The following is a 19,937-nucleotide window of genomic DNA, read 5'->3' as shown; positions in this document are numbered from 1 at the left end:
CAGGTGTGACCTCCTTGCCATTGTCACCAGACAAATAGCTTACTTTACTAATTTTACTAACTTTATTCAAACGTTTCAATAGTCAATTTTACACTTTGTTTAAAATTGATTTACATTGCGTTTAAATTTCACGCCCATGAAATTGACGACTTTTATATGTTACAACACATCATTAGTCATGTCAATTGTTTTTTATATATTTTTTCATGATATATCATTCATCATTTTTTCTCTTTGACACTCGATAAATGTTATCATATCTGCACGTTAAAATCTATTCTTTTTTTATAGATTTTTTCTTCACAACTAAGATTATTAATTTAAGTGCGATATGAATTGTATATTTAAAATGCCCAAAGCTTAATTTGCTTCGGGCATTTATTTCGTATATTCGATTATCAGTGTCGTACTTGTATTTTGTACAAATCTGTTGCTATCATTTATTTTTGTCGCATATATGGGAATAATAGTACATCACGAATAGATGGTGAATCTGTTAATAACATCACAAGTCTATCAATTCCGATTCCTAATCCACCTGTTGGCGGCATACCATATTCTAATGCTTCAATGAAATCTTCATCCATTTCATGTGCTTCATCATTACCTTGTGCTTTTTCTACTAATTGTGCTTCAAAGCGTTCTCTTTGATCGATTGGATCATTTAGTTCTGTGAAGGCATTTGCATGTTCTCTTCCAACAATAAATAGTTCAAAACGATCTGTAAATCTTGGGTCTTCCGGATTTTTCTTCGCTAATGGTGATATTTCGATTGGATGTCCATAAATGAATGTTGGTTGAATAAGTGTTTCTTCAACTTTTTGTTCAAAGAACTCATTCAAGATATGTCCATACTTCATGTTTTCTTTAATTTCAATACCGTGTTCTTTAGCTAATGCTTTTGCTTCTTCGTCTGATTTTACTTGATAGAAATCTACACCTGTAGCTTCTTTAACTGCATCTACAATATGCAATCTTGTCCAAGATGATTCTAAATCGATTTCTTCTCCATTGTATTGAACTTTTGCTGAGCCAAATACTTCTTGTGCAATATGGCGAATGAGTGATTCTGTTAAATCCATAATATCGTGGAAATCTGCATATGCTTCATAAAGTTCAATCATTGTAAACTCTGGGTTATGTCGAGTTGAGACACCTTCGTTACGGAACACACGACCTATTTCATATACTTTTTCTAAGCCACCTACAATAAGACGTTTTAAATGTAATTCAATAGCTATTCGCATATATAAAGTTGCATCTAAGGCATTATGATGTGTCACAAATGGACGTGCAGCAGCTCCACCAGGTATTTGATGCATCATTGGTGTTTCTACTTCTAAAAATCCTTTATTATTTAAATAGTTACGCATTTCTTGAATGATTTTACTACGATGAATGAACGTTTGCGTACTTTCTTTGTTTGTAATTAAATCTAGATAACGTTGGCGATAGCGTTGTTCAATATCTTGTAAACCATGGAATTTATCAGGTAACGGACGTAATGCTTTAGATAATAAAGTGAAGGTTTTAGCTTTAACTGTTAATTCACCTGTATTCGTTTTAAACATAACACCATCAATACCAACAATGTCTCCAAGGTCAGCGATTTTCCAAATATCAAACTGTTCTTCTCCAACTTGATCTTTACGTACATATATTTGAATTTGACCTGACAAGTCTTGAATATGTGCAAAACCTGCTTTACCTTTACCACGTTTAGTCATTAAACGACCTGCGATGGTTACATGACTTTCTGCCTCTTTATCATGTAATTCCTCTTTAGAATATTGATCCCATGCTCCTTTTAAGTCATCAGCCATAGCTGTACGTTCGAAGCGTTTCCCAAAAGGATCAATACCTAAATCGATTAGTTCTTGTAGCTTTTGACGACGGACCTGCATTTGGTCATTCATTTCTTCTGACATTCTGCTCTCTCCTTTAAACTTCTTGTTTTTCTGTTGGTTGTTGCATAATTTCTTGTTGGAAATGTTGTAAGGTATAATCATTCCTTGTTCTGTTTCGGCTTAAGGGCTTTACATGCTTTGCCATGGCCATTAACACCTTTTAATTACCAAGAAGTGTGTTTACGCATTTCCATAACACCAATCTTTTCTCCCTTTAATTCTACAAGACGGCGCGTATGTAATAAAGCAATTTCCACTTTATCTTTTAAAGTTGGCTCATCTATAAGTGCTCATGTTTCGAGGTAATGGAAGGTACGATAAATTATCCGTGAATTACCTAAGGCTTTTCATCTTATCATTACAACATCTATACCCGATTAATCAAGCATTTTTTCTCAAGTTAGGATGATGATTATCACTATTGCCATTAACTGAGAAACGGTAAGTCGGAAAGTGGAATAATATTCCCCCACCATACATAAGGGATTAATACGACGCTATTTCAATTTCTACGTCTCCAGTTTTCCACATATTTCATTAGCCTCTCATTGTTTATACTTTTTAACTGAATCGTCTGCCTTAACTAGGTTTCCAATCGTTTGTTTGGAATGAGGTTCTATTTTCGTCGACGCAATGTCATTGAGGGGTATCAATACGAATGCACGTTCTGTTATCCTTGGGTGGGGAATCGTTAGTTGATCCAACTCTATGATGTCATCTCCATATAATAAGATATCAACATCTAATGTGCGTGGACCCCAACGTACTTCTCTCACTCGATGTAACTGTTTTTCAGTTTCTAAACAACAATTGAGCAATTCTCGTGGTGTAAGTTGCGTATTTATTTCAACACATAAATTTAAGAATTGTGGTTGTTCTGTATAACCCACAGGAGCTGTTTCGTATATTGGAGAAACTTGTGTAACCTTAATACCATCAAAATGATCAAGGATGTCTATTGCCTGCATCAACTGTTTATGACGATTGCCAATATTACTTCCTAAACCTAGATAAGCTTGTACCATTTAATAATTCTCCCTCACTATTTCTATACCAACGCCATCATAATGACCTGCAATCGGAGGATTTTCTTTAGTGATTCTGACTTTCGTTTCCATTACACGATTATAGTGTGAATTTATACGTTTTGCAATACGTTCTGCAAGATGTTCTATCAATTGACAAGATGGCCCTTCAACAATGTTTTTAACATCTTCAAAGACCTCACCATAATGCACAGTGTCTTTGACATTATCCGTTTTCCCTGCTTCAGTCAAATCAACTTTAAGTGTTACATCTACTATAAAAATTTGGCCAAGTTCATTTTCTGCATGAAGCGCTCCATGATAGCCATAAAAACGCATGCCATTAAGAAAGATGATGTCGCTCATGTTCATTCTCCTTTAAAAAGTCGATGCTTTGTGCAAGCTTTACATTTAAGTCTACATTATGCACGCGAACCGCCTGAATGCCTTTCATTATACCATAAACCGTCGTAGCAGCTGTTGCTTCATCTCGTTCTGCTGGCGTTGTCTCTTTGCCAATCATTTCTTTAATAAAGCGTTTACGACTCGTGGCTAATAGCACTGGATATTCTGTTGCCACAAGTTCATCTAATCGTGCCATGACTTCTTTTTCTTCACTTCTTGATTTAGCAAAACCAATACCAGGGTCTAACCATATGTTCCCTTTTTCTATGCCTGCCATTTCTGCTTTATTAGCCTGAGTCAATAACGATAATAGCATTTCTTCAACAACAGGTTGTTCTCTCTGACCATCGCCGTTATGCATTAACACAATTTCTGCATTATAGTCACTAACCACATCAAATATTTTAGGGTCATATAATCCCGCCCATTGGTCATTTATCATTGTAGCCCCAAGCTTTAAACAAGCCTCTGCTACCTCACTACGATATGTATCAACAGAAATTTGAACGTCTAATTTAACCAATTGTTCTACTACAGGTACAACGCGTTCCACTTCTTCCTCTAATGATACTTCCGTATGACCTGGTCTTGTGGATACGCCACCCACATCGATGATATCCACACCTTCATCTATCATCTCTTTTGCTCGTGCGACTGCCTTGTCCACTGAATTGTATTTACCCCCATCAGAGAACGAATCCGGCGTCACATTTAAAATGCCCATAATTTTTGTTTTCGTCATTTTTTTCACCCTTTGCTTTCTTAAAAAATGAATATGTAACACTGCAACTACATTTAAATCATTAACTTATAAATAATGATACACTCATTTGAGAAACATTTCAGTATTTGCAATTTAAAATTCATCTATTTCTCTTATAGATTTTACACTGGCTTTTTCAAAAAACAAAAAAGCCAGTGAAGCCAACTGGGACTTCACTAGCATAATTAAATGAACTATAAATTAGTCGTCAAATGAATATAACGGTGTAGATAAGTAACGTTCGCCATTACTTGGTAATACGGTTAATACTGTTTTTCCTTTACCTAATTCTTTAGCTTTTTGAATTGCTGCGTGAATGGCTGCACCTGAAGAAATACCTGCTAAAATACCTTCTTCTTTAGCCACACGACGTGATGTTTCCATCGCAATGTCATTGCCAACTTGAATGATGCTATCATAGATATCTGTGTTAAGTGTGTCTGGAACGAAACCAGCACCTAAACCTTGTAATTTGTGTGGACCAGGTTCACCTCCACTTAATACTGGAGATGCTTCTGGTTCGATTGCCACGATTTCAATATTTGGATATTTTTCTTTTAATACTTTACCAGCACCTGATAAAGTTCCTCCCGTACCTACACCAGCTAAGAAAGCATCAATTTGTTTACCTTCAAATTGTTCAACAATTTCTGGACCTGTAGTCAATTCGTGAATTTCAGGGTTTGCTGGGTTTTCAAATTGTTGTGGTTCGAAATAACCATGTTCTTCTTTTAATTCTTTAGCCTTTTTAATTGCACCTTTCATCGCTTCTGATCCGGGTGTTAATACTACTTCTGCACCATAAGCTTTCAATAAATTACGGCGCTCTAAACTCATTGTTTCTGGCATTGTAAATACAGCTTTATAGCCTTTCGCAGCACAAACAAATGCAAGTCCGATACCAGTGTTACCACTTGTAGGTTCAACTATCGTATCGCCAGGTTTAATTTTACCTTCTTTTTCTGCTTTTTCTATCATAGCAAGCGCAATACGATCTTTAACAGAACCACCTGGATTTTGATATTCTAATTTCACGTATACATCTGCTGCATCAGCGTCTACAACGTTTCTCAATTTGACTACTGGTGTATTGCCAATAATTTCTGTAATATTATCAACTATTTTTTGTGCCATTAAAAACACTCCTTTATTCTAGTTTGACTAAATGCTTAGTTCTTTAATCGGATATAGTTATATCATATCAGAATTTTCTAAAAAAACAAATGTATTTACCCATTTATGTCTCTAAAACTATTATACATCTTTGTGTTTCCCTGACCTAGTATCATCTAAACTACCATTGACTCATGCTATGCTTGTAATTGTTCGAGAACCCCCTGTAGCTCCGCTTCAGTATAGTTATATTTTTGATTACAAAAATGACATGTAGCCTCTGCGCCATGATCCTTTGTAATCATATCTTGTATTTCTGCTTCTCCTAACCCTTTAATAGCATTTAAAAATTTTTCATGACTGCATTGACATTCGAACTGAACGGGTGTCTTATCGATGATTTGAACGTGTTCCTGTCCAAGAATTTCGCTTAGAATGCTTTCAGGTGTTAACCCTTGTTCAATCAGTTTGGATACTGGTGTCATGTGCTTAATTACATTTTCTAAATGCGTAATCGTATCATTTGATGCGCCTGGCATAACCTGTATTACAAAGCCACCTGCTGCTTTAATAGAGTTATCTGGATTAACTAGCACTCCTAAACCAACAGAAGATGGTGTTTGTTCACTTGTTGCATAATAATATGTGAAGTCTTCTCCTAGTTCTCCGGACACTATCGGACTTGTTCCTGTAAAATAATCCTTCATTCCAACATCTTTTACTACCATAATGGACCCCTCTGTTCCTACTGCACGTTTTACATCTAATTTTCCTTGTGCATTTAATGGAAAATGTGTTTGAGGATGATCGACATAAGCGCGTATATTACCTCGCGCATCAGCATCAGCAATAATTTTACCTATCGGCCCTTTGCCGTCAACTGTAACTGTTAATTTTTGCGCTCCTTTGAGCATTGCCCCCATCATCAATGTGGCAGTCATAGTTCTTCCCATAGCTGCAGAAGCAGTTGGCCAAGTATAATGACGCGTTTGAGCTTCTTGTACGGATTCTGTGGTAAGTGCAGCATATGCTCTTATTTCTCCACCATACGCCAATGCTTTTACTATATAATCATGTGTCATAAACAATCTCCTTATATACTTTTATATTTTATTTATCAAGTTTTTTCTTATTATGAGCAATTATTATACACCTGTTGTTTATATCAACAAAATGACCTGCTTGTATCAGTTTCGTTTCGTTAAAAAAATCAAAAAGTCTCCTTCCGCAGTAATTCATATGCAGAAGGAGACAGATTAATATCATTGTTGTCTATGATCAGGCTGGTTTGGATCACTTGGATTATATGGTTTATCAATATTTGGTGCTTGTTCGTGTGCTGTGTCATCTGACTCAGATGCACGATCTTTTTCTGATGCATCTTTGTTCGTGTCTTCGTCTTTGTCACCTTGCTCTAATTGTTCTTCACGAATTTCATCATACGATTTGCCATATTTACCATCGCTAAAATCAGTATCGTCTTTATTTACTATTTTTGCACTATCATAATCTACTTCTGGCATTTTACCATCATAGAATAATGAGCGAATTTGTTCAGCAACTAATGTTTCCTCAGTTAATAGTGTTTTAGCAATAAGTTTTAACTGATCTTGATGTTCTATTAATATTTGTTTACAACGTTCATATTGTTCTTTAATAATACGTTGTACTTCTTTATCGATTTCATAAGCAATTTGACCTGAATAATTAGGTTCACCTTGCATATCTTTGCCTAAGAAGACTTGCCCGCTACTACTATTAGAAAATTGTAATGGTCCTAATTTTTTACTCATACCATATTCTGTGACCATTGAGCGTGCAATTTGGGTAGCTCTTTCAAAGTCGTTTGATGCCCCTGTAGATACTTCACCAAAGTTAATATCTTCAGACACACGTCCACCAAGCAAACCACAAATTTTGTCTAACAATTCTGGTTCTGTCATTAAGAAGCGATCTTGTTTAGGTAACATCATCGCATATCCACCGGCTTGACCACGTGGTACGATAGTTACTTTATGCACAATTTCCGCCTCGTCAAGTACCATCCCAATAATGGTATGTCCTGCTTCATGATGTGCCACGATATTTCGTTCCTTATCAGAAATAACACGAGATTTCTTAGCTGGACCAGCAATAACGCGGTCGGTTGCTTCTTCGATATCGCGCATATCAATTTTATTTTTACCTTCACGCGCAGCAATCAATGATGCCTCATTTAGTAAGTTTTCTAAATCAGCACCAGAAAATCCTGGTGTTCTTTGAGAAATAGCTTTTAAATCTACAGTTTCATCAAGCGGTTTGTTTTTAGCGTGAACATGTAGAATCGCTTCACGACCTTTTACATCAGGGCGACCTACTTGAATTTGACGGTCAAAACGACCTGGACGTAATAATGCTGGGTCTAAAATGTCTGGTCGGTTTGTTGCTGCAATCATGATAATACCTTCATTTTCACCGAAGCCATCCATTTCTACTAAGAGTTGGTTGAGTGTTTGTTCTCGTTCATCATGGCCACCACCAACACCTGCACCACGTTGACGACCTACGGCATCGATTTCATCGATGAAAATAATACAAGGCGCATTCTTTTTAGCATTTTCAAATAAGTCACGCACACGACTTGCGCCGACACCAACGAACATTTCAACGAAGTCTGAACCACTGATTGAGAAGAATGGTGCACCAGCTTCACCGGCCACGGCACGCGCAAGCAATGTTTTACCTGTACCTGGAGGCCCTACTAAAAGCACACCTTTAGGTATACGTGAGCCCATTTGTTTAAATTTCTTATTATCTTTTAAGAAGTCAACAATTTCAATTAATTCCTGTTTCTCTTCGTCAGCACCGGCAACATCACTAAAGCGTACACGACGTTTCTTGTTATCGTACATTTTTGCTTTGGATTTACCAAAGTTCATCATACGACCGCCTTGTCCCCCACCTTGTGCTTGACTTAGGAAGAAGATGAACAATAATGCAATAATTAAAACTGGAATAAGTGTTGTTAAGATACTTACAAATACACTTTGTTTTTCTTCTTCTTTAACAGTGAATTTTAACCCATCTTGTTTTTTTGCTTTATCTGTGATGTTTTGTAAGTCTTTTTCATTGTTATAAAGTATTGTTGATGAATAATCTTCATCTTTTTTCGTCTTACCACTTACCATGTAAACATTTTGCTCTGGTTGGATTTCTAAAGACTTCAGTTCACCTTTATCCAACTGTTTAACAAATTGCGTATATGTAAGTTGCTTTGGCATGTTCCCATTATTGTTTATATAATTGAAAACGCCAAACAAAATAACGCCAATAATTGCGATAACTAGCACATTGCGAAATGCTTTTTGCATGCGTCGTTTCCTCCTACTTCCATAATAAAACTAACAAAAATTGTAACACAATACATCTTTTTAAGGCTAGTATTTCAACTTTAATATTAGTTTCTATAGCCTTTTTACTTATCATTATTACATTCCCTATTATCACTATTTTCTATAGCACATAAAACATTATAGTTTCATTTCTTTTGTACACTATTTATTTAAGAGAGTTATATAAATCGAGTCTACACTATTAGACATTTTTCGCATAGTATTTTACTTTATTTTATATCAGAAGATAAATCACTTATTTTGTGTAAACTTCGGGTTTAAGCGTGCCAATGTAAGGTAAATTACGATAATGTTCTCCATAATCTAAGCCATAACCTACAACAAATTCATCGGGAATTTTTTTACCTACATATTTTGCTTCGATATCTGCTTTTCGGCGATTAGGTTTGTCTAATAGCGTTACAATTTCTAATGAATTTACTTTTCTAGATTGTAGTAACTCAGTAATTGATTTTAAAGTTGTTCCTGTCTCTAATATATCTTCAATGATTAAGACATCTTTATTCTCAATTGATGTACCTAAATCTTTAATAATTTGAACCTCACCAGTAGATTCTGTACCTCCGTGATAACTTGAAACATCCATAAAATCTATAGCAAGATGTGTATCAATGCGTTTAATTAAATCTGCCATAAACATAACAGAACCTTTTAAGATCCCAACACAAACTAATGGTTTATTTTGATAATCTTGTGTGATTTGTTCTCCTAGTGTTTTACAAAGTGTTTGAATCTCTTCTTCTGTTAAAATTATTTCCTTTAAATCATTATGCATAGTTATTCATCTCCGTTATTAATAGTTAAATAATCTTGGTGGGTTCGTGATATATATAGTTGGCCAACCGCTATAATATGCTGCTCAGCATCAACAACAATAGGCATTATATTTCTTTCATTCATGTCTACCTTGTGGTCAATCATCAAACGGCTGACTTTTTTATGTGCTGTTTGTCCATTTAAGCAAAAAATATCCCCGTTTTTACGCGTACGAATCGTCAGCGGGAAAACATCAGCTGGCATTTGCTCGTCAACTATAATATGACTATTGCCAAAATGGTAATGCCCATGGTGATAAATTTTAATAGGTTCAACTGATGTTTGCTGTTGGTATTTAGCCATTATTATAAATTTATCATATGCAATTTTAATATGCCATTGTTCTGTTAACCCAATTTCAAATTGGGCTTTATCATTAGCTATTTGATGGAACCATTCATAATATGTTCTTTCAGAGTATGGTGCAGGAATATCCGTATACTGTAGTAAGCAGTCCATCAGCATGACTTTATCGTAGTATGGCAGACAATTGAATCGTGTTCTTGGGCACGTTATCATAGTATGATTATGATTCATATTCACATAATCTTGAATGAATCGCGAAGTTTTATTTTCTAATTGCTCCATCTGTGCATCATGCCAGGCTTTTAATTTCAATAATTGCTCAACATCTAATTGCTCATTATCATTAATTTCAGGTATTAAGCGATTGCGAATGTCATTACGTACATATTTATTTATATGATTTGAACAATCTTCATAAAAAGGCACATGATGCACTTGTTGAAAATATCGGATGTCTTGTTTATGAGATTGTAGTAATGGTCGGCATATTTTGTATTGCTCTCTCGCCGTAAGATAAGACATGCCTAATCGACTGCGTGTTGCCCGTCCAGAAAACAAACGGTAAAAGATGGTTTCAAGTTGATCATCTAAATGATGTGCAGTGAGTAACACATCCGCATTTAATTCATGCATTTTATAATCAAACCATTGATAACGCATTTGTCGTGAGTCATTTTGTATACTTTTCCCGGAAGATACTAAATGTGATAAATCTAAATGTTTAATATCATATGATAACTGATGTTGTTCACAGTAGGTTTGAAAAAAACGTTCTTCCTCTATCGATTCTTCTCGCAAACCATGATTGACATGTAGACATGTTAACTTGCGATAGGTGTCACGATAGAGATGGGTTAAAGCGTATAACAGGCACATGCTATCAACACCTGTAGATACGGCTAAGACAATATGGTCCTCTACAGTCCAACCACTCGTGTCTACTTTCATATAATCCCACCTTTTATAATTTTAATCTGTATCTATTTTTATCAAAGGGCCGTCAATAAAAATAGACTGCTCCTTGAGTAGAAACAGTCTATTTTTAACCGCATTAACGTCTTGAACCTTTACCACCACGTCTAGATTCTGTTTGTCGTTTAATCGTTGTGAGTTTATCTTCACTATCTTTTAAGAAATTACTTAGTTTCTTTTCAAAATCTTCAGCTTTTTGTGGCGGTTTACTATGATGTGATTTGTGTTGTGGTCTACGTGGTCGATCTTTTGCTTTTTTAATTGATAAGCTGATTTTTCCGTCATCCGCAATTGATAATACTTTAACTTCAACTTCATCACCGATTGATAAATGGTCCTCTACATTTTCAACGTAATTATCTGCCACTTCACTAATGTGTACTAAGCCACTTTTCCCTTCAGGTAATTCGACGAACGCACCAAATTTTTTGATACCTGTGACTTTACCTTTAAGCTTATTTCCTACTTCGATTGACATATTCTAAATAAATCCTCCCGATATGATTCGATTTTATCCTTATTATATTCCTGTTTTAATATTTTCACAATGCTATAGCTAGATTATTTTAAGATTAGCTGCTGTTTCTAATAAAACTGTTAACTGTATCCTCTATATTTAATTGTTTTTACTATTTTATAAAGCGATTAGCGATCATCATCTGTCGACTTTGACTTATCTGACTGTTTATCACTTGGCAATTTAAAGATAACCTCTCCTTTATTACTCAAATAGTAATCATCACGCGCAATTTTCTCTACGTAATCCGAGTCGTTCAAATTACTCAGTTCCTCTTTTAATGCAATTTCTTCATCTTGTTGTTTTTGAAATTGTTCTTCTTTATGTTTTCGTTCAGCAGCATCTTCACTATTACTTTGCTTTTGAAGGACAAGCACGATAATTAACATTAATATAATGGCTAATAGTATACCACCAAACACTGTAATTCTACGGCGAACAATACGCATTTTCATCTTATTTCGTTGCTTTTGTTTGTTTCTTTGTGATGTGTACTGATTACCTATTTGTTCTACTTTTTTATCCAATGCTTGTCACCTCCTTTAAGCCATTATTCATCAAATTGTGGTTCATTTTTAGTACGTTCTTCTTTGATCAATTCGTACATGCCTTTAGCATTTTCTTTTGTTGCATGTTCATTTAATGCAGTTACTTTAACTGTAACTAACTTTTGACCAAAGCGAATGACTAATTCATCTTCAACCTCAACATCTGTACCTGCTTTAGCAACGTTACCATTAACAGTAATACGACCTTGGTCACTGATTTCTTTAGCCAAGGTACGTCGTTTTACTAAACGTGATACCTTTAAATATTTATCTAATCTCATGACTCTGCCTCTCCTTGCTGTAAATAGGCTTTGAGCATATTTTCATCAAAGTCTTTATTTTTGGTTTTATCATACAACGACATGAAGTGGTCTGCAAATACTTTCTCGAATTTGACGCGTGGTGTTTTGCCTTCTTGTTGTTTCGCCTCTAGCCAAATAGTATTTAAATCATCTATTGTTTCTGCATGTTGTTCTCCAAAGATATGAGGATGACGTCGAATCATTTTAGCATTTAAGCCGTCAATAACTTCACGTATATCCATATAGCCTTCTTTTTTACCAATACTCGTATGTAATAATACTTGTAGTAAAATATCACCAAGTTCTTCAATCATATGCCAATCATCTTTATTATCAATCGCTTCAAATAATTCAAATGTTTCTTCTAGTAAATAGCGTTTCAATGAGGCATGTGTTTGCGCTTGATCCCAAGGACAACCGTGGTCATCATCGACAAGTGTGTCAATGGTTTGTACCGCAAAATCAAAGTCTGAATATAGCACACGCTCGTCTTCAACTGCAGGTACAAAAACACTAGTTAGATTATTAAAATAAGATGCATCACGGTCTAATTCGTAGAGCGGTAACTCCGTTATTTGTGCATTATCACCATGCGCACCATCAACGATTTTAACATGGTAATCATCCGGATAGCGTTCCATCAAAGTAATTTTCAAATCTGCAGCTACCATATTACTATAAACTTGTGTAATGATTGTAGCTGTGCGCACATTCAAACGTTCTGGCTGTATATCTGTACCATCCAACATTGTAAAGCCATCATTCGGATCAATTTTTACCGCGGCAAAAATATCATCGATAAAACTTTTCCCTCCAAGTACATTCACACTGACATCATCTCGTTGCTTCTCCGCTTCTAACAATAGCATCGTCGTTGTTTCTGCAACATAAGGATGACCGGGCACCGCATAAATGACGTCTTGTTGTTGTGCCAATTCTAATAAACGATCGACAATGGTTTGATAAACATCTTCAAAAGATTGATGTGCTTCATAGATATCATCAAACGTTTCAAAATGTATATCCTCACGCAATGCTTCTATAACAGGATGTGCTAACGTTCGTGCATATACACAGTCTTGTTGTTGAATAAATCGATATATTCCTAATGGTAAATCGTCTAAACCATAATTTCCAAGACCAATAATTGTAATCTTATGCGTCATATTATCGTCGACTCCTTGTTTTAAAATGATATAATTTATCTCCATAAGGTAAGTGTTTTAGTTCTCTATAGCTTAACATACGCCATTCAGCTATAAGCCAGGTAAATATCCCAACTCCTGCAAATGCCGCAATTAGAAGTTCAAGTAATCCACCAATGCGTCCCGTTGTAGGAATAAGCCACATCACAGCTTGCACGACAAGACTCATAACTAACATGCTTGCCAATAATTTAATAAAGAATCGACCCATTCCTTGCATTTTATAACGTGTCGTTACACGCTGATGACAAATCAAACCTGTCACACTTAAAGACAAGACGGTACTCACACTGGCACCTAAAATTCCTAATTGATAAATCAACATAATATTTAACAGCCCTTTAACGATTAAACCAATACCAACACTAATCATCACCGTTGCAACCTCATTAAACACTTGTAATAAAGCAATATACATCATAATTAATGATACCAATATTACCGTTATCATATAAACACTTAGCGTTATGACTAAACTGTTGGTTTTAAAAAAAACTTGATTCATCAATGGTAATAAATTAACTAATCCTACTGCGGCAGCACTACTAATTAATATAGTAATTTTCAGAGAGGCATTCGCATAACGATTCATTAAATTCCATTGTTGTTCTTGCAACGCACATGTTAATAACGGAATCAACACAAAACTAAAAGTTGTTGTGACAATTAAGCCCATTTGAATAAATGATGCGCCACGATCATAGATGCCTTTTTGCTTAATCGCTTCATGAAATGATAAATGGTTTGATTTTAACATGTGTACTACTGTAAAACTGTCGATGAACTGCCATAAAATAACTAATAGTTGACTTATAGCGAACACCATAACTGCTAACATTAGTCGGCGCCATGGTATGGTCGTCGTATCTAGCTGACGCATATATTTAAACGGTCGATGATAGATTAAATAAAGACTTGAACCTAGAAAACCAACCGATGAACCTAAAATTGCAAGCATGCCAGCTTGATAAATCGTTCTTCCATAAAGTATAAATAATCCTATCGCTACAAAGATAACTGTAACTCGAATTATCTGCTCTATTACCTGGGAAATTGCTGGAATAGTCATTAATTGTTGACTTTGATAATGACCTCTTAATACGCCTAAAACCCCAACAAATAAGAAACTTAAACTTGCTGCTCTAATCATTATTTCTAGATGAACATCTCCCATCATCCATGCCATTGGATGCGCTAACAGAAATAATAATGCAGTAATAAAAATAGCTACTATCTGCAAATATCGAAGCACCATTGAATATCTTTGCGCCGTACCATGTCCACCTAAAGTTTGCGTTACTGCACTAGGAATTGCATTCATTGATAATATCATGCCTAACGCAACAATAGGATATATTTGCTGATAGGCATACAATCCTTCATCACCCAATACATTTTGATACGGTACACGATAAAGTGCACTTAATACTTTGACAACAATGAGCGCACCAGTCAGTACCACTACACCACTAAATGCGGATTTCGTCTTCATCTTTAATAACTCTACTTTCTTCTAGACATTTCACTAAAAATTTTAAATTCTCAAGCCATTGTGTTGATTTTTTCAAAGTAACTTTCATCACCCCGTCTTGAACACCTACTTTCATAGCTCGACCAAGCGGTTGTGTTTGTTTAAACAATGCTTCACCATCGATGTCTTTCGTTCCTTGCACCGATAATGTAATATCCACTGTTTTTCCTTGATCTTTTATCAAGGTTACCCCAGCACGTAATGCATGCATCTTAATTTGTACACTATCAAGTAAACGTTCAACTTCTATCGGATAATCATTAAAACGATCCATCAATTCATCTCTAATATCGTCAAGTTGTGCCTCATTTTCAACTTTTCTTAACTTTTTATATATCTCAATTTTAGCCTGTTCGTTTTGAATATATTCTGCTGGCAGATAGGCATCTAAATTTAATACCATCTCTACTTCAGGTGTATCTGGCGTTTCTTCAGTTATACCGCGTTTTTCATTTACTGCTTCTTCTAACATTTGTGAATATAGATCAAATCCAACTGAATCGATAAAGCCATGTTGCTGTTTACCTAATAAGTTACCCGCACCACGAATATTTAAATCGCGCATCGCAATCTTGAAACCAGATCCTAGCTCTGTAAATTCCTTAATCGCTTGCAAACGATCTTCAGCTGTTTCGGTTAATACTTTATTTGTCGGATGTAAGAAATAAGCATAACCGATACGACTCGAACGTCCAACACGTCCTCTTAATTGATACAATTGACTTAAACCAAATCGATCCGCTTCTTCAATAATCAATGTATTGGCATTTGGTACATCCACACCTGTCTCTATAATCGTAGTTGTTACTAATATATCGTAGTCTCCATTGATAAAACTTAGCATAGTTTCTTCTAAATCCCGTTCAGTCATTTGTCCATGTGCTACAGCAATACTTGCTTCAGGCATGAGCATTTGTAGTTGTTCACGCTTTTCATATATCGACTGAACTTTATTGTATAAATAGAACACCTGACCATCTCTAGATAGTTCGCGCTCTAATGCTTCTTTAATAAAATTCGTATTTTGTTCTAGCACATACGTTTGAACTGGGAAGCGATTTTCTGGTGGCGTTTCAATTACTGACAAATCACGCACACCAAGCATACTCATATGCAGCGTTCTTGGTATAGGTGTTGCTGTTAGTGTTAAGACATCAACATTCGTTTTCAATGTCTTAATACGTTCTTTATGGCGAACACCAAATCGTTGCTCTTCATCTACAATAAGCAACCCTAAATCCTTATATCGAATATCTTTGCTTAGTAGCTTGTGTGTCCCTACAACGATATCAACATAACCAGACTTCAACCCTTCTTTCGTCTTTCTAACCTCTTTCGCCGTTCTAAAACGACTGACAAGTTGAATTTCAACCGGGAAATCTTGCATTCGCTCAATCAATGTTTCGTAATGTTGTTGAGCAAGAATCGTCGTTGGAACTAAAAATGCAACCTGTTTACCTTCCATTACTGCTTTAAAAGCTGCACGAATCGCTACTTCAGTCTTACCATAGCCAACATCACCACATAACAGACGATCCATTGGTTTTTGTAGTTCCATATCTGCTTTAATTTCTTCAATCGATTTTGCTTGATCAGGTGTTAACTCATATGGAAAGTCTAATTCAAAAGCTTGTTGCTCAGCTGTATCTTCTCCAAATTGGTAACCTACTGACATTTCTCGTTCTTTATATAAAGCAATCAATTCTTCAGCAATATCTTCAACGCTTTGTTGTACCTTGGCTTTGGTTTTCTTCCATTCAGAGCCACCAAGTTTATTTAATTTAGGCGATTTGTCTTCTGAAGCAACATATTTTTGGACTTGATCCATTTGGTCAACTGGAACAAATAATTGATCTGTACCTTTATATTGTAATTTTATATAGTCGCGATGAACATCCCCAACTTCAAGTGTTTCTACACCTAAATAGCGGCCTACCCCGTGATGTACATGAACTACATAGTCACCTACTTTTAAATCTTGATATGATTTTATCTTTTCAGCATTTGATATTGTCTTAGAACGTTTGCGCTGTTTCTTCTGTTTTGTTTTAAACAATTCTCGTTCAGTAATTACCACGAGTTGCATATAAGGTAGTTCAAAACCTTCAGATAAACTTCCTTCCGTCACAATAGCTTGTCCACTGGCAATACCGCTGTGAATATTTTTAACGGTAGGAATATGCATTTCGTTTAGCATTGCCTGAATACGTTCCACCTTTGTTTCTGTTTCTACCAAGACTACAATCGTATAGTCATTTTGTACGTAGCGTTGAAACTCAGAACGCATAATATCATATTGTCCATAAAACTGTTGCACTGGCTTACAAGAAAACTTGATAATATCAGCTAATTTAACAGTCATTGAGGATGTAAACAGTGTGAAGTATGCCACTGGAAAATGAGTTAATAAATGTTCAAAACCGTCATATTGCATAAAAGTTTGCCCAATAAAACCATTACCACTTTCTATTAAATTATGAATAAAGTCCTCGACTTCAGTGGTCAACGTTTCTTCTGTTTCTTTGATACGATTATATTCATCAACTACGACAATGGCATCTTGTTGAAAATAATCAATCAAAGTAGCAGGCGTTTCATACATAAATGCAACTAAACGTCGTAATAATTGGTGGTCGACGGCTGTCGTGTCTATAAGATTGAAACTTTCATAGGTTTCTTTCAAGTCATTCCTTACCGATGTTTCAATTTTTGGACGTGTGTCTTCATATGCAGCTTTTAAATTGCTTTGTAAATGCTTAATGACATCATCAGTGATGACATAGTCACTTGCAGAACTGATTGAGACACCATCTAAATTATTATTGGAACGTTGGGTTTCAATATCAAAATCTCGAATTGAGTCGACTTCCGTATCAAACAACTCGATTCTTACCGGTTCGCCAATCAACGGATAGATGTCGATAATACCACCACGCACTGAGAATTCACCGATATGGGAAACAACAGATTCACGGCGATACCCCATGTTCACAAGTTGCTGTAGTAAATGTGCCACATCAATATCTTGACCAATATGTAAATGGATTTGATGTGCTTGCCATATGTCTATAGGTGTTTGCCATTTTTTCAAACCATTTAATGGCACGATAAATAACCCTTTCTCATTTTGTGCTAACGCAGTAAGTGTGCGTACGCGTTCGCTCATAAGTTGAGGGCTTTGGGTTGAAAATTCTTCTGTCATAATATCTTGTACAGGATATTTGTATACTTCTGCCGAATCAATATACTGCAATAAATCTGTTTCTAATTTATCTGCTTGGTAGAGATTATTTGTTATAAGGAGCATTTGCTTATGGTCAGTAAGATATTTTTCCGCGATAATTGTAGCTTTAGCCGATGGAGATAATCCAGTGACTAAAATATTTTCTTGCCCAAATACCTGATCTAATTCTTGGAAACGTTTATCTTGTTGGATGTATTCTGCTATCACTGATTTCAATTGACGTCACCATTAAAGTTATTCATGACATGGTCAAAGCGTGACGTATCGATAAATGCTTCTACTGCTTGAGCTGCATGTTCAACTACATGATCCATTGTCATCATTTCTTCTTTTGAAAATTTTTGTAATACATAATCAGGTACTGACATGCCATTAGTCGGTCTACCAACACCGATGCGAATACGCTTAAATTGCTCCGTGCCTAAATGTTGAATAATCGATTTCATACCATTATGACCACCTGCACTACCCTTTTGTCTTAATCTGACTTGACCTTGGTTAAGATCTAAATCATCATAAAGCACGATAAGTTCATCTATTGCTACATTGTAATAATCCATTAAAGGCCCAACTGCTTGCCCCGATAAATTCATCATTGTCATTGGTTCGATAAACATGACTTTATCATTACCAATACGCTCAATGGTATATGCACCTTTGAATTTTTGTTTATCTAAATTAAAATGGTATTTATCTAAAAGATAATCTACCACTTCAAAACCAATATTGTGTCTTGTATGTTCGAATCGTTTGCCTATATTTCCAAGACCAACAATACATTTCATATGTTGAAACCTCCATGCCAAATTGTAAATTAATGTACCATACATGATGCATTTATTTAGATTGACTCACTCATGTATGTTTTTCTAATTCTATTATTATATGGTTATCATTATTAAAATAAGTTGATTCTTTACTTTTTAAAGATACACACTATTTTATATCATTCATCATCATAACACAAAAAAGCACTAAACTTATGTTGATAAGTTTAGTGCTCATATAAGACGATGATTCGTCGCTTTTATACATCACAATTAACTTGGCTCACTATAAGCTATTAATTGTAAATCGTACAATTAGCTAAACAATAATGTTATAAGCTTTATTCTTCAGCTTCTTCGTCTTCTTTAGATTCTCCTACAACTTCTGGTTCTGGCGTAGCAGCATCGCCTTCCATAGCTTCCACTTCTTCTTCAGTTGGTTCTTCAGTTGGTGGAACTACTGTTACGATTGAAGTTTCTGGTTCATCTTCAATAGTGTAGTCACCTGTTACTTTAACATCTGCTACTGTGTAGCTGTCGTTAATTTGTAAGTCAGTAACGTCTACTTCAATTGCTTCTGGGATATTTTCTGGTGTAGCTGTAACTTGTAAGTAGAATAATGGTTGTTCAACAACGCCACCTTCTTTAGCACCCACTGCTTCACCAACTAAGTGTACAGGCACTTCTACTGTACGTTCTTCAGTCATGTTAATAGCTAAGAAGTCAATATGTGTAATTTGGTTTTTTAACGGATCAAATTGGTAATCTGACACCATAACTTTAATTGATTTAGAGCCAACGCCTAAATCGATAACCCCGTTACGACCAACTTCACGGATAACTTTGATGAATTCAACTTCATCAACTTTAACAGAAGTATTTTTTGTACTATAACCGTAAACAACTGCAGGAACTTTACCTAAACTTCTAATCTTTTTAAGTTCTGAACGAGTTTGTTTACCTTGACGGATGATTGACTTTAATGAAGCCATTCTAATTTCCACCTTTCGAATTTTGCTCTCTTACAGAGCACTCCTCATTTGCCCATCAATGCGAACATTGCTTGCAAATGTTTATTTCATTCGTATAATCACGAACGAATGTATTATACACGCTTATGAATT

Annotated in this window: 17 protein-coding genes; all 17 read right to left on the bottom strand. The window is 35.4% G+C overall.

Translation table 11 applies throughout. From position 1 onward, the window contains the following. Window positions 1-440: 440 nt before the first annotated feature. Window positions 441-1,928 (bottom strand): lysine--tRNA ligase, encoded by a 1,488-nt coding sequence (gene lysS, locus HMPREF3267_RS07130; RefSeq protein WP_002479499.1) that lies wholly within the window; start codon window positions 1,926-1,928, stop codon window positions 441-443. Window positions 1,929-2,452: 524 nt separating this feature from the next. Continuing rightward, window positions 2,453-2,932, bottom strand: a complete 480-nt coding sequence (gene folK, locus HMPREF3267_RS07125) for a 2-amino-4-hydroxy-6-hydroxymethyldihydropteridine diphosphokinase (RefSeq protein WP_062078499.1) — start codon at window positions 2,930-2,932, stop codon at window positions 2,453-2,455. Beyond that, entirely contained in the window at window positions 2,933-3,298 is a 366-nt protein-coding gene (folB, locus tag HMPREF3267_RS07120; RefSeq protein ID WP_002461453.1) for a dihydroneopterin aldolase, read from the bottom strand. Then, on the bottom strand, window positions 3,276-4,079 hold the full coding sequence (folP, locus tag HMPREF3267_RS07115) for a dihydropteroate synthase (RefSeq protein WP_062078497.1): 804 nt from the start codon (window positions 4,077-4,079) through the stop codon (window positions 3,276-3,278). Before folP ends, folB begins: the two co-directional genes overlap by 23 nt. A gap of 222 nt (window positions 4,080-4,301) precedes the next feature. After that, a complete protein-coding gene (gene cysK / locus HMPREF3267_RS07110; protein WP_002479495.1) occupies window positions 4,302-5,234 on the bottom strand; it encodes a cysteine synthase A in 933 nt (310 codons plus the stop codon). Window positions 5,235-5,410: 176 nt separating this feature from the next. Next, window positions 5,411-6,295, bottom strand: a complete 885-nt coding sequence (gene hslO / locus HMPREF3267_RS07105) for an Hsp33 family molecular chaperone HslO (RefSeq protein WP_062078495.1) — start codon at window positions 6,293-6,295, stop codon at window positions 5,411-5,413. 180 nt (window positions 6,296-6,475) lie between these two features. Then, entirely contained in the window at window positions 6,476-8,563 is a 2,088-nt protein-coding gene (ftsH, locus tag HMPREF3267_RS07100; protein ID WP_002461458.1) for an ATP-dependent zinc metalloprotease FtsH, read from the bottom strand. A gap of 277 nt (window positions 8,564-8,840) precedes the next feature. Further along, the gene (gene hpt / locus HMPREF3267_RS07095; protein ID WP_002461459.1) at window positions 8,841-9,380 is read right to left on the bottom strand and encodes a hypoxanthine phosphoribosyltransferase; all 540 of its coding nucleotides are present in this window, start codon (window positions 9,378-9,380) and stop codon (window positions 8,841-8,843) included. A 2-nt stretch (window positions 9,381-9,382) separates the two neighbouring features. Next, window positions 9,383-10,675 (bottom strand): tRNA lysidine(34) synthetase TilS, encoded by a 1,293-nt coding sequence (gene tilS, locus HMPREF3267_RS07090; RefSeq protein WP_062078493.1) that lies wholly within the window; start codon window positions 10,673-10,675, stop codon window positions 9,383-9,385. Between the two features lie 103 nt (window positions 10,676-10,778). After that, a complete protein-coding gene (locus HMPREF3267_RS07085; RefSeq protein ID WP_002461461.1) occupies window positions 10,779-11,177 on the bottom strand; it encodes a S1 domain-containing RNA-binding protein in 399 nt (132 codons plus the stop codon). 167 nt (window positions 11,178-11,344) lie between these two features. Beyond that, complete coding sequence (gene divIC / locus HMPREF3267_RS07080; RefSeq protein WP_002491863.1) at window positions 11,345-11,743, bottom strand: cell division protein DivIC; 399 nt, start codon at window positions 11,741-11,743, stop codon at window positions 11,345-11,347. A gap of 23 nt (window positions 11,744-11,766) precedes the next feature. Continuing rightward, window positions 11,767-12,045, bottom strand: a complete 279-nt coding sequence (locus HMPREF3267_RS07075; RefSeq protein WP_062078491.1) for an RNA-binding S4 domain-containing protein — start codon at window positions 12,043-12,045, stop codon at window positions 11,767-11,769. Further along, window positions 12,042-13,232, bottom strand: coding sequence for a MazG nucleotide pyrophosphohydrolase domain-containing protein (locus tag HMPREF3267_RS07070; protein WP_062078489.1), 1,191 nt, complete (start codon window positions 13,230-13,232; stop codon window positions 12,042-12,044). Before HMPREF3267_RS07070 ends, HMPREF3267_RS07075 begins: the two co-directional genes overlap by 4 nt. A 1-nt stretch (window position 13,233) precedes the next feature. Next, window positions 13,234-14,763, bottom strand: coding sequence for a polysaccharide biosynthesis protein (locus tag HMPREF3267_RS07065; protein ID WP_070823855.1), 1,530 nt, complete (start codon window positions 14,761-14,763; stop codon window positions 13,234-13,236). After that, window positions 14,741-18,262, bottom strand: coding sequence for a transcription-repair coupling factor (gene mfd, locus HMPREF3267_RS07060; protein WP_062078485.1), 3,522 nt, complete (start codon window positions 18,260-18,262; stop codon window positions 14,741-14,743). The genes HMPREF3267_RS07065 and mfd overlap by 23 nt, the downstream gene beginning before the upstream one ends. After that, window positions 18,259-18,831, bottom strand: coding sequence for an aminoacyl-tRNA hydrolase (gene pth, locus HMPREF3267_RS07055; protein WP_062078483.1), 573 nt, complete (start codon window positions 18,829-18,831; stop codon window positions 18,259-18,261). Before pth ends, mfd begins: the two co-directional genes overlap by 4 nt. Window positions 18,832-19,154: 323 nt before the next feature. Further along, window positions 19,155-19,805, bottom strand: a complete 651-nt coding sequence (locus HMPREF3267_RS07050; protein ID WP_002461472.1) for a 50S ribosomal protein L25/general stress protein Ctc — start codon at window positions 19,803-19,805, stop codon at window positions 19,155-19,157. Window positions 19,806-19,937: the final 132 nt, after the last annotated feature.

It is taken from the genome of Staphylococcus sp. HMSC62D11 (genome assembly GCF_001839145.1).
Lineage (GTDB): Bacteria > Bacillota > Bacilli > Staphylococcales > Staphylococcaceae > Staphylococcus > Staphylococcus lugdunensis.
The sequence above is the reverse complement of the archived record's forward strand: the minus strand, read 5'-3'. Positions and strand labels throughout refer to the sequence as shown.

Bases quoted from the DNA above. Each gene is read 5' to 3' on its own strand.
- folP (WP_062078497.1), bottom strand. From the start codon at position 4,079: ATGACGAAAACAAAAATTATGGGCATTTTAAATGTGACGCCGGATTCG.
- HMPREF3267_RS07075 (WP_062078491.1), bottom strand. From the start codon at position 12,045: ATGAGATTAGATAAATATTTAAAGGTATCACGTTTAGTAAAACGACGT.
- folB (WP_002461453.1), bottom strand. From the start codon at position 3,298: ATGAGCGACATCATCTTTCTTAATGGCATGCGTTTTTATGGCTATCAT.
- hslO (WP_062078495.1), bottom strand. From the start codon at position 6,295: ATGACACATGATTATATAGTAAAAGCATTGGCGTATGGTGGAGAAATA.
- HMPREF3267_RS07065 (WP_070823855.1), bottom strand. From the start codon at position 14,763: ATGAAGACGAAATCCGCATTTAGTGGTGTAGTGGTACTGACTGGTGCG.
- HMPREF3267_RS07070 (WP_062078489.1), bottom strand. From the start codon at position 13,232: ATGACGCATAAGATTACAATTATTGGTCTTGGAAATTATGGTTTAGAC.
- folK (WP_062078499.1), bottom strand. From the start codon at position 2,932: ATGGTACAAGCTTATCTAGGTTTAGGAAGTAATATTGGCAATCGTCAT.
- HMPREF3267_RS07050 (WP_002461472.1), bottom strand. From the start codon at position 19,805: ATGGCTTCATTAAAGTCAATCATCCGTCAAGGTAAACAAACTCGTTCA.
- tilS (WP_062078493.1), bottom strand. From the start codon at position 10,675: ATGAAAGTAGACACGAGTGGTTGGACTGTAGAGGACCATATTGTCTTA.
- pth (WP_062078483.1), bottom strand. From the start codon at position 18,831: ATGAAATGTATTGTTGGTCTTGGAAATATAGGCAAACGATTCGAACAT.
- hpt (WP_002461459.1), bottom strand. From the start codon at position 9,380: ATGCATAATGATTTAAAGGAAATAATTTTAACAGAAGAAGAGATTCAA.
- cysK (WP_002479495.1), bottom strand. From the start codon at position 5,234: ATGGCACAAAAAATAGTTGATAATATTACAGAAATTATTGGCAATACA.
- ftsH (WP_002461458.1), bottom strand. From the start codon at position 8,563: ATGCAAAAAGCATTTCGCAATGTGCTAGTTATCGCAATTATTGGCGTT.
- HMPREF3267_RS07085 (WP_002461461.1), bottom strand. From the start codon at position 11,177: ATGTCAATCGAAGTAGGAAATAAGCTTAAAGGTAAAGTCACAGGTATC.
- lysS (WP_002479499.1), bottom strand. From the start codon at position 1,928: ATGTCAGAAGAAATGAATGACCAAATGCAGGTCCGTCGTCAAAAGCTA.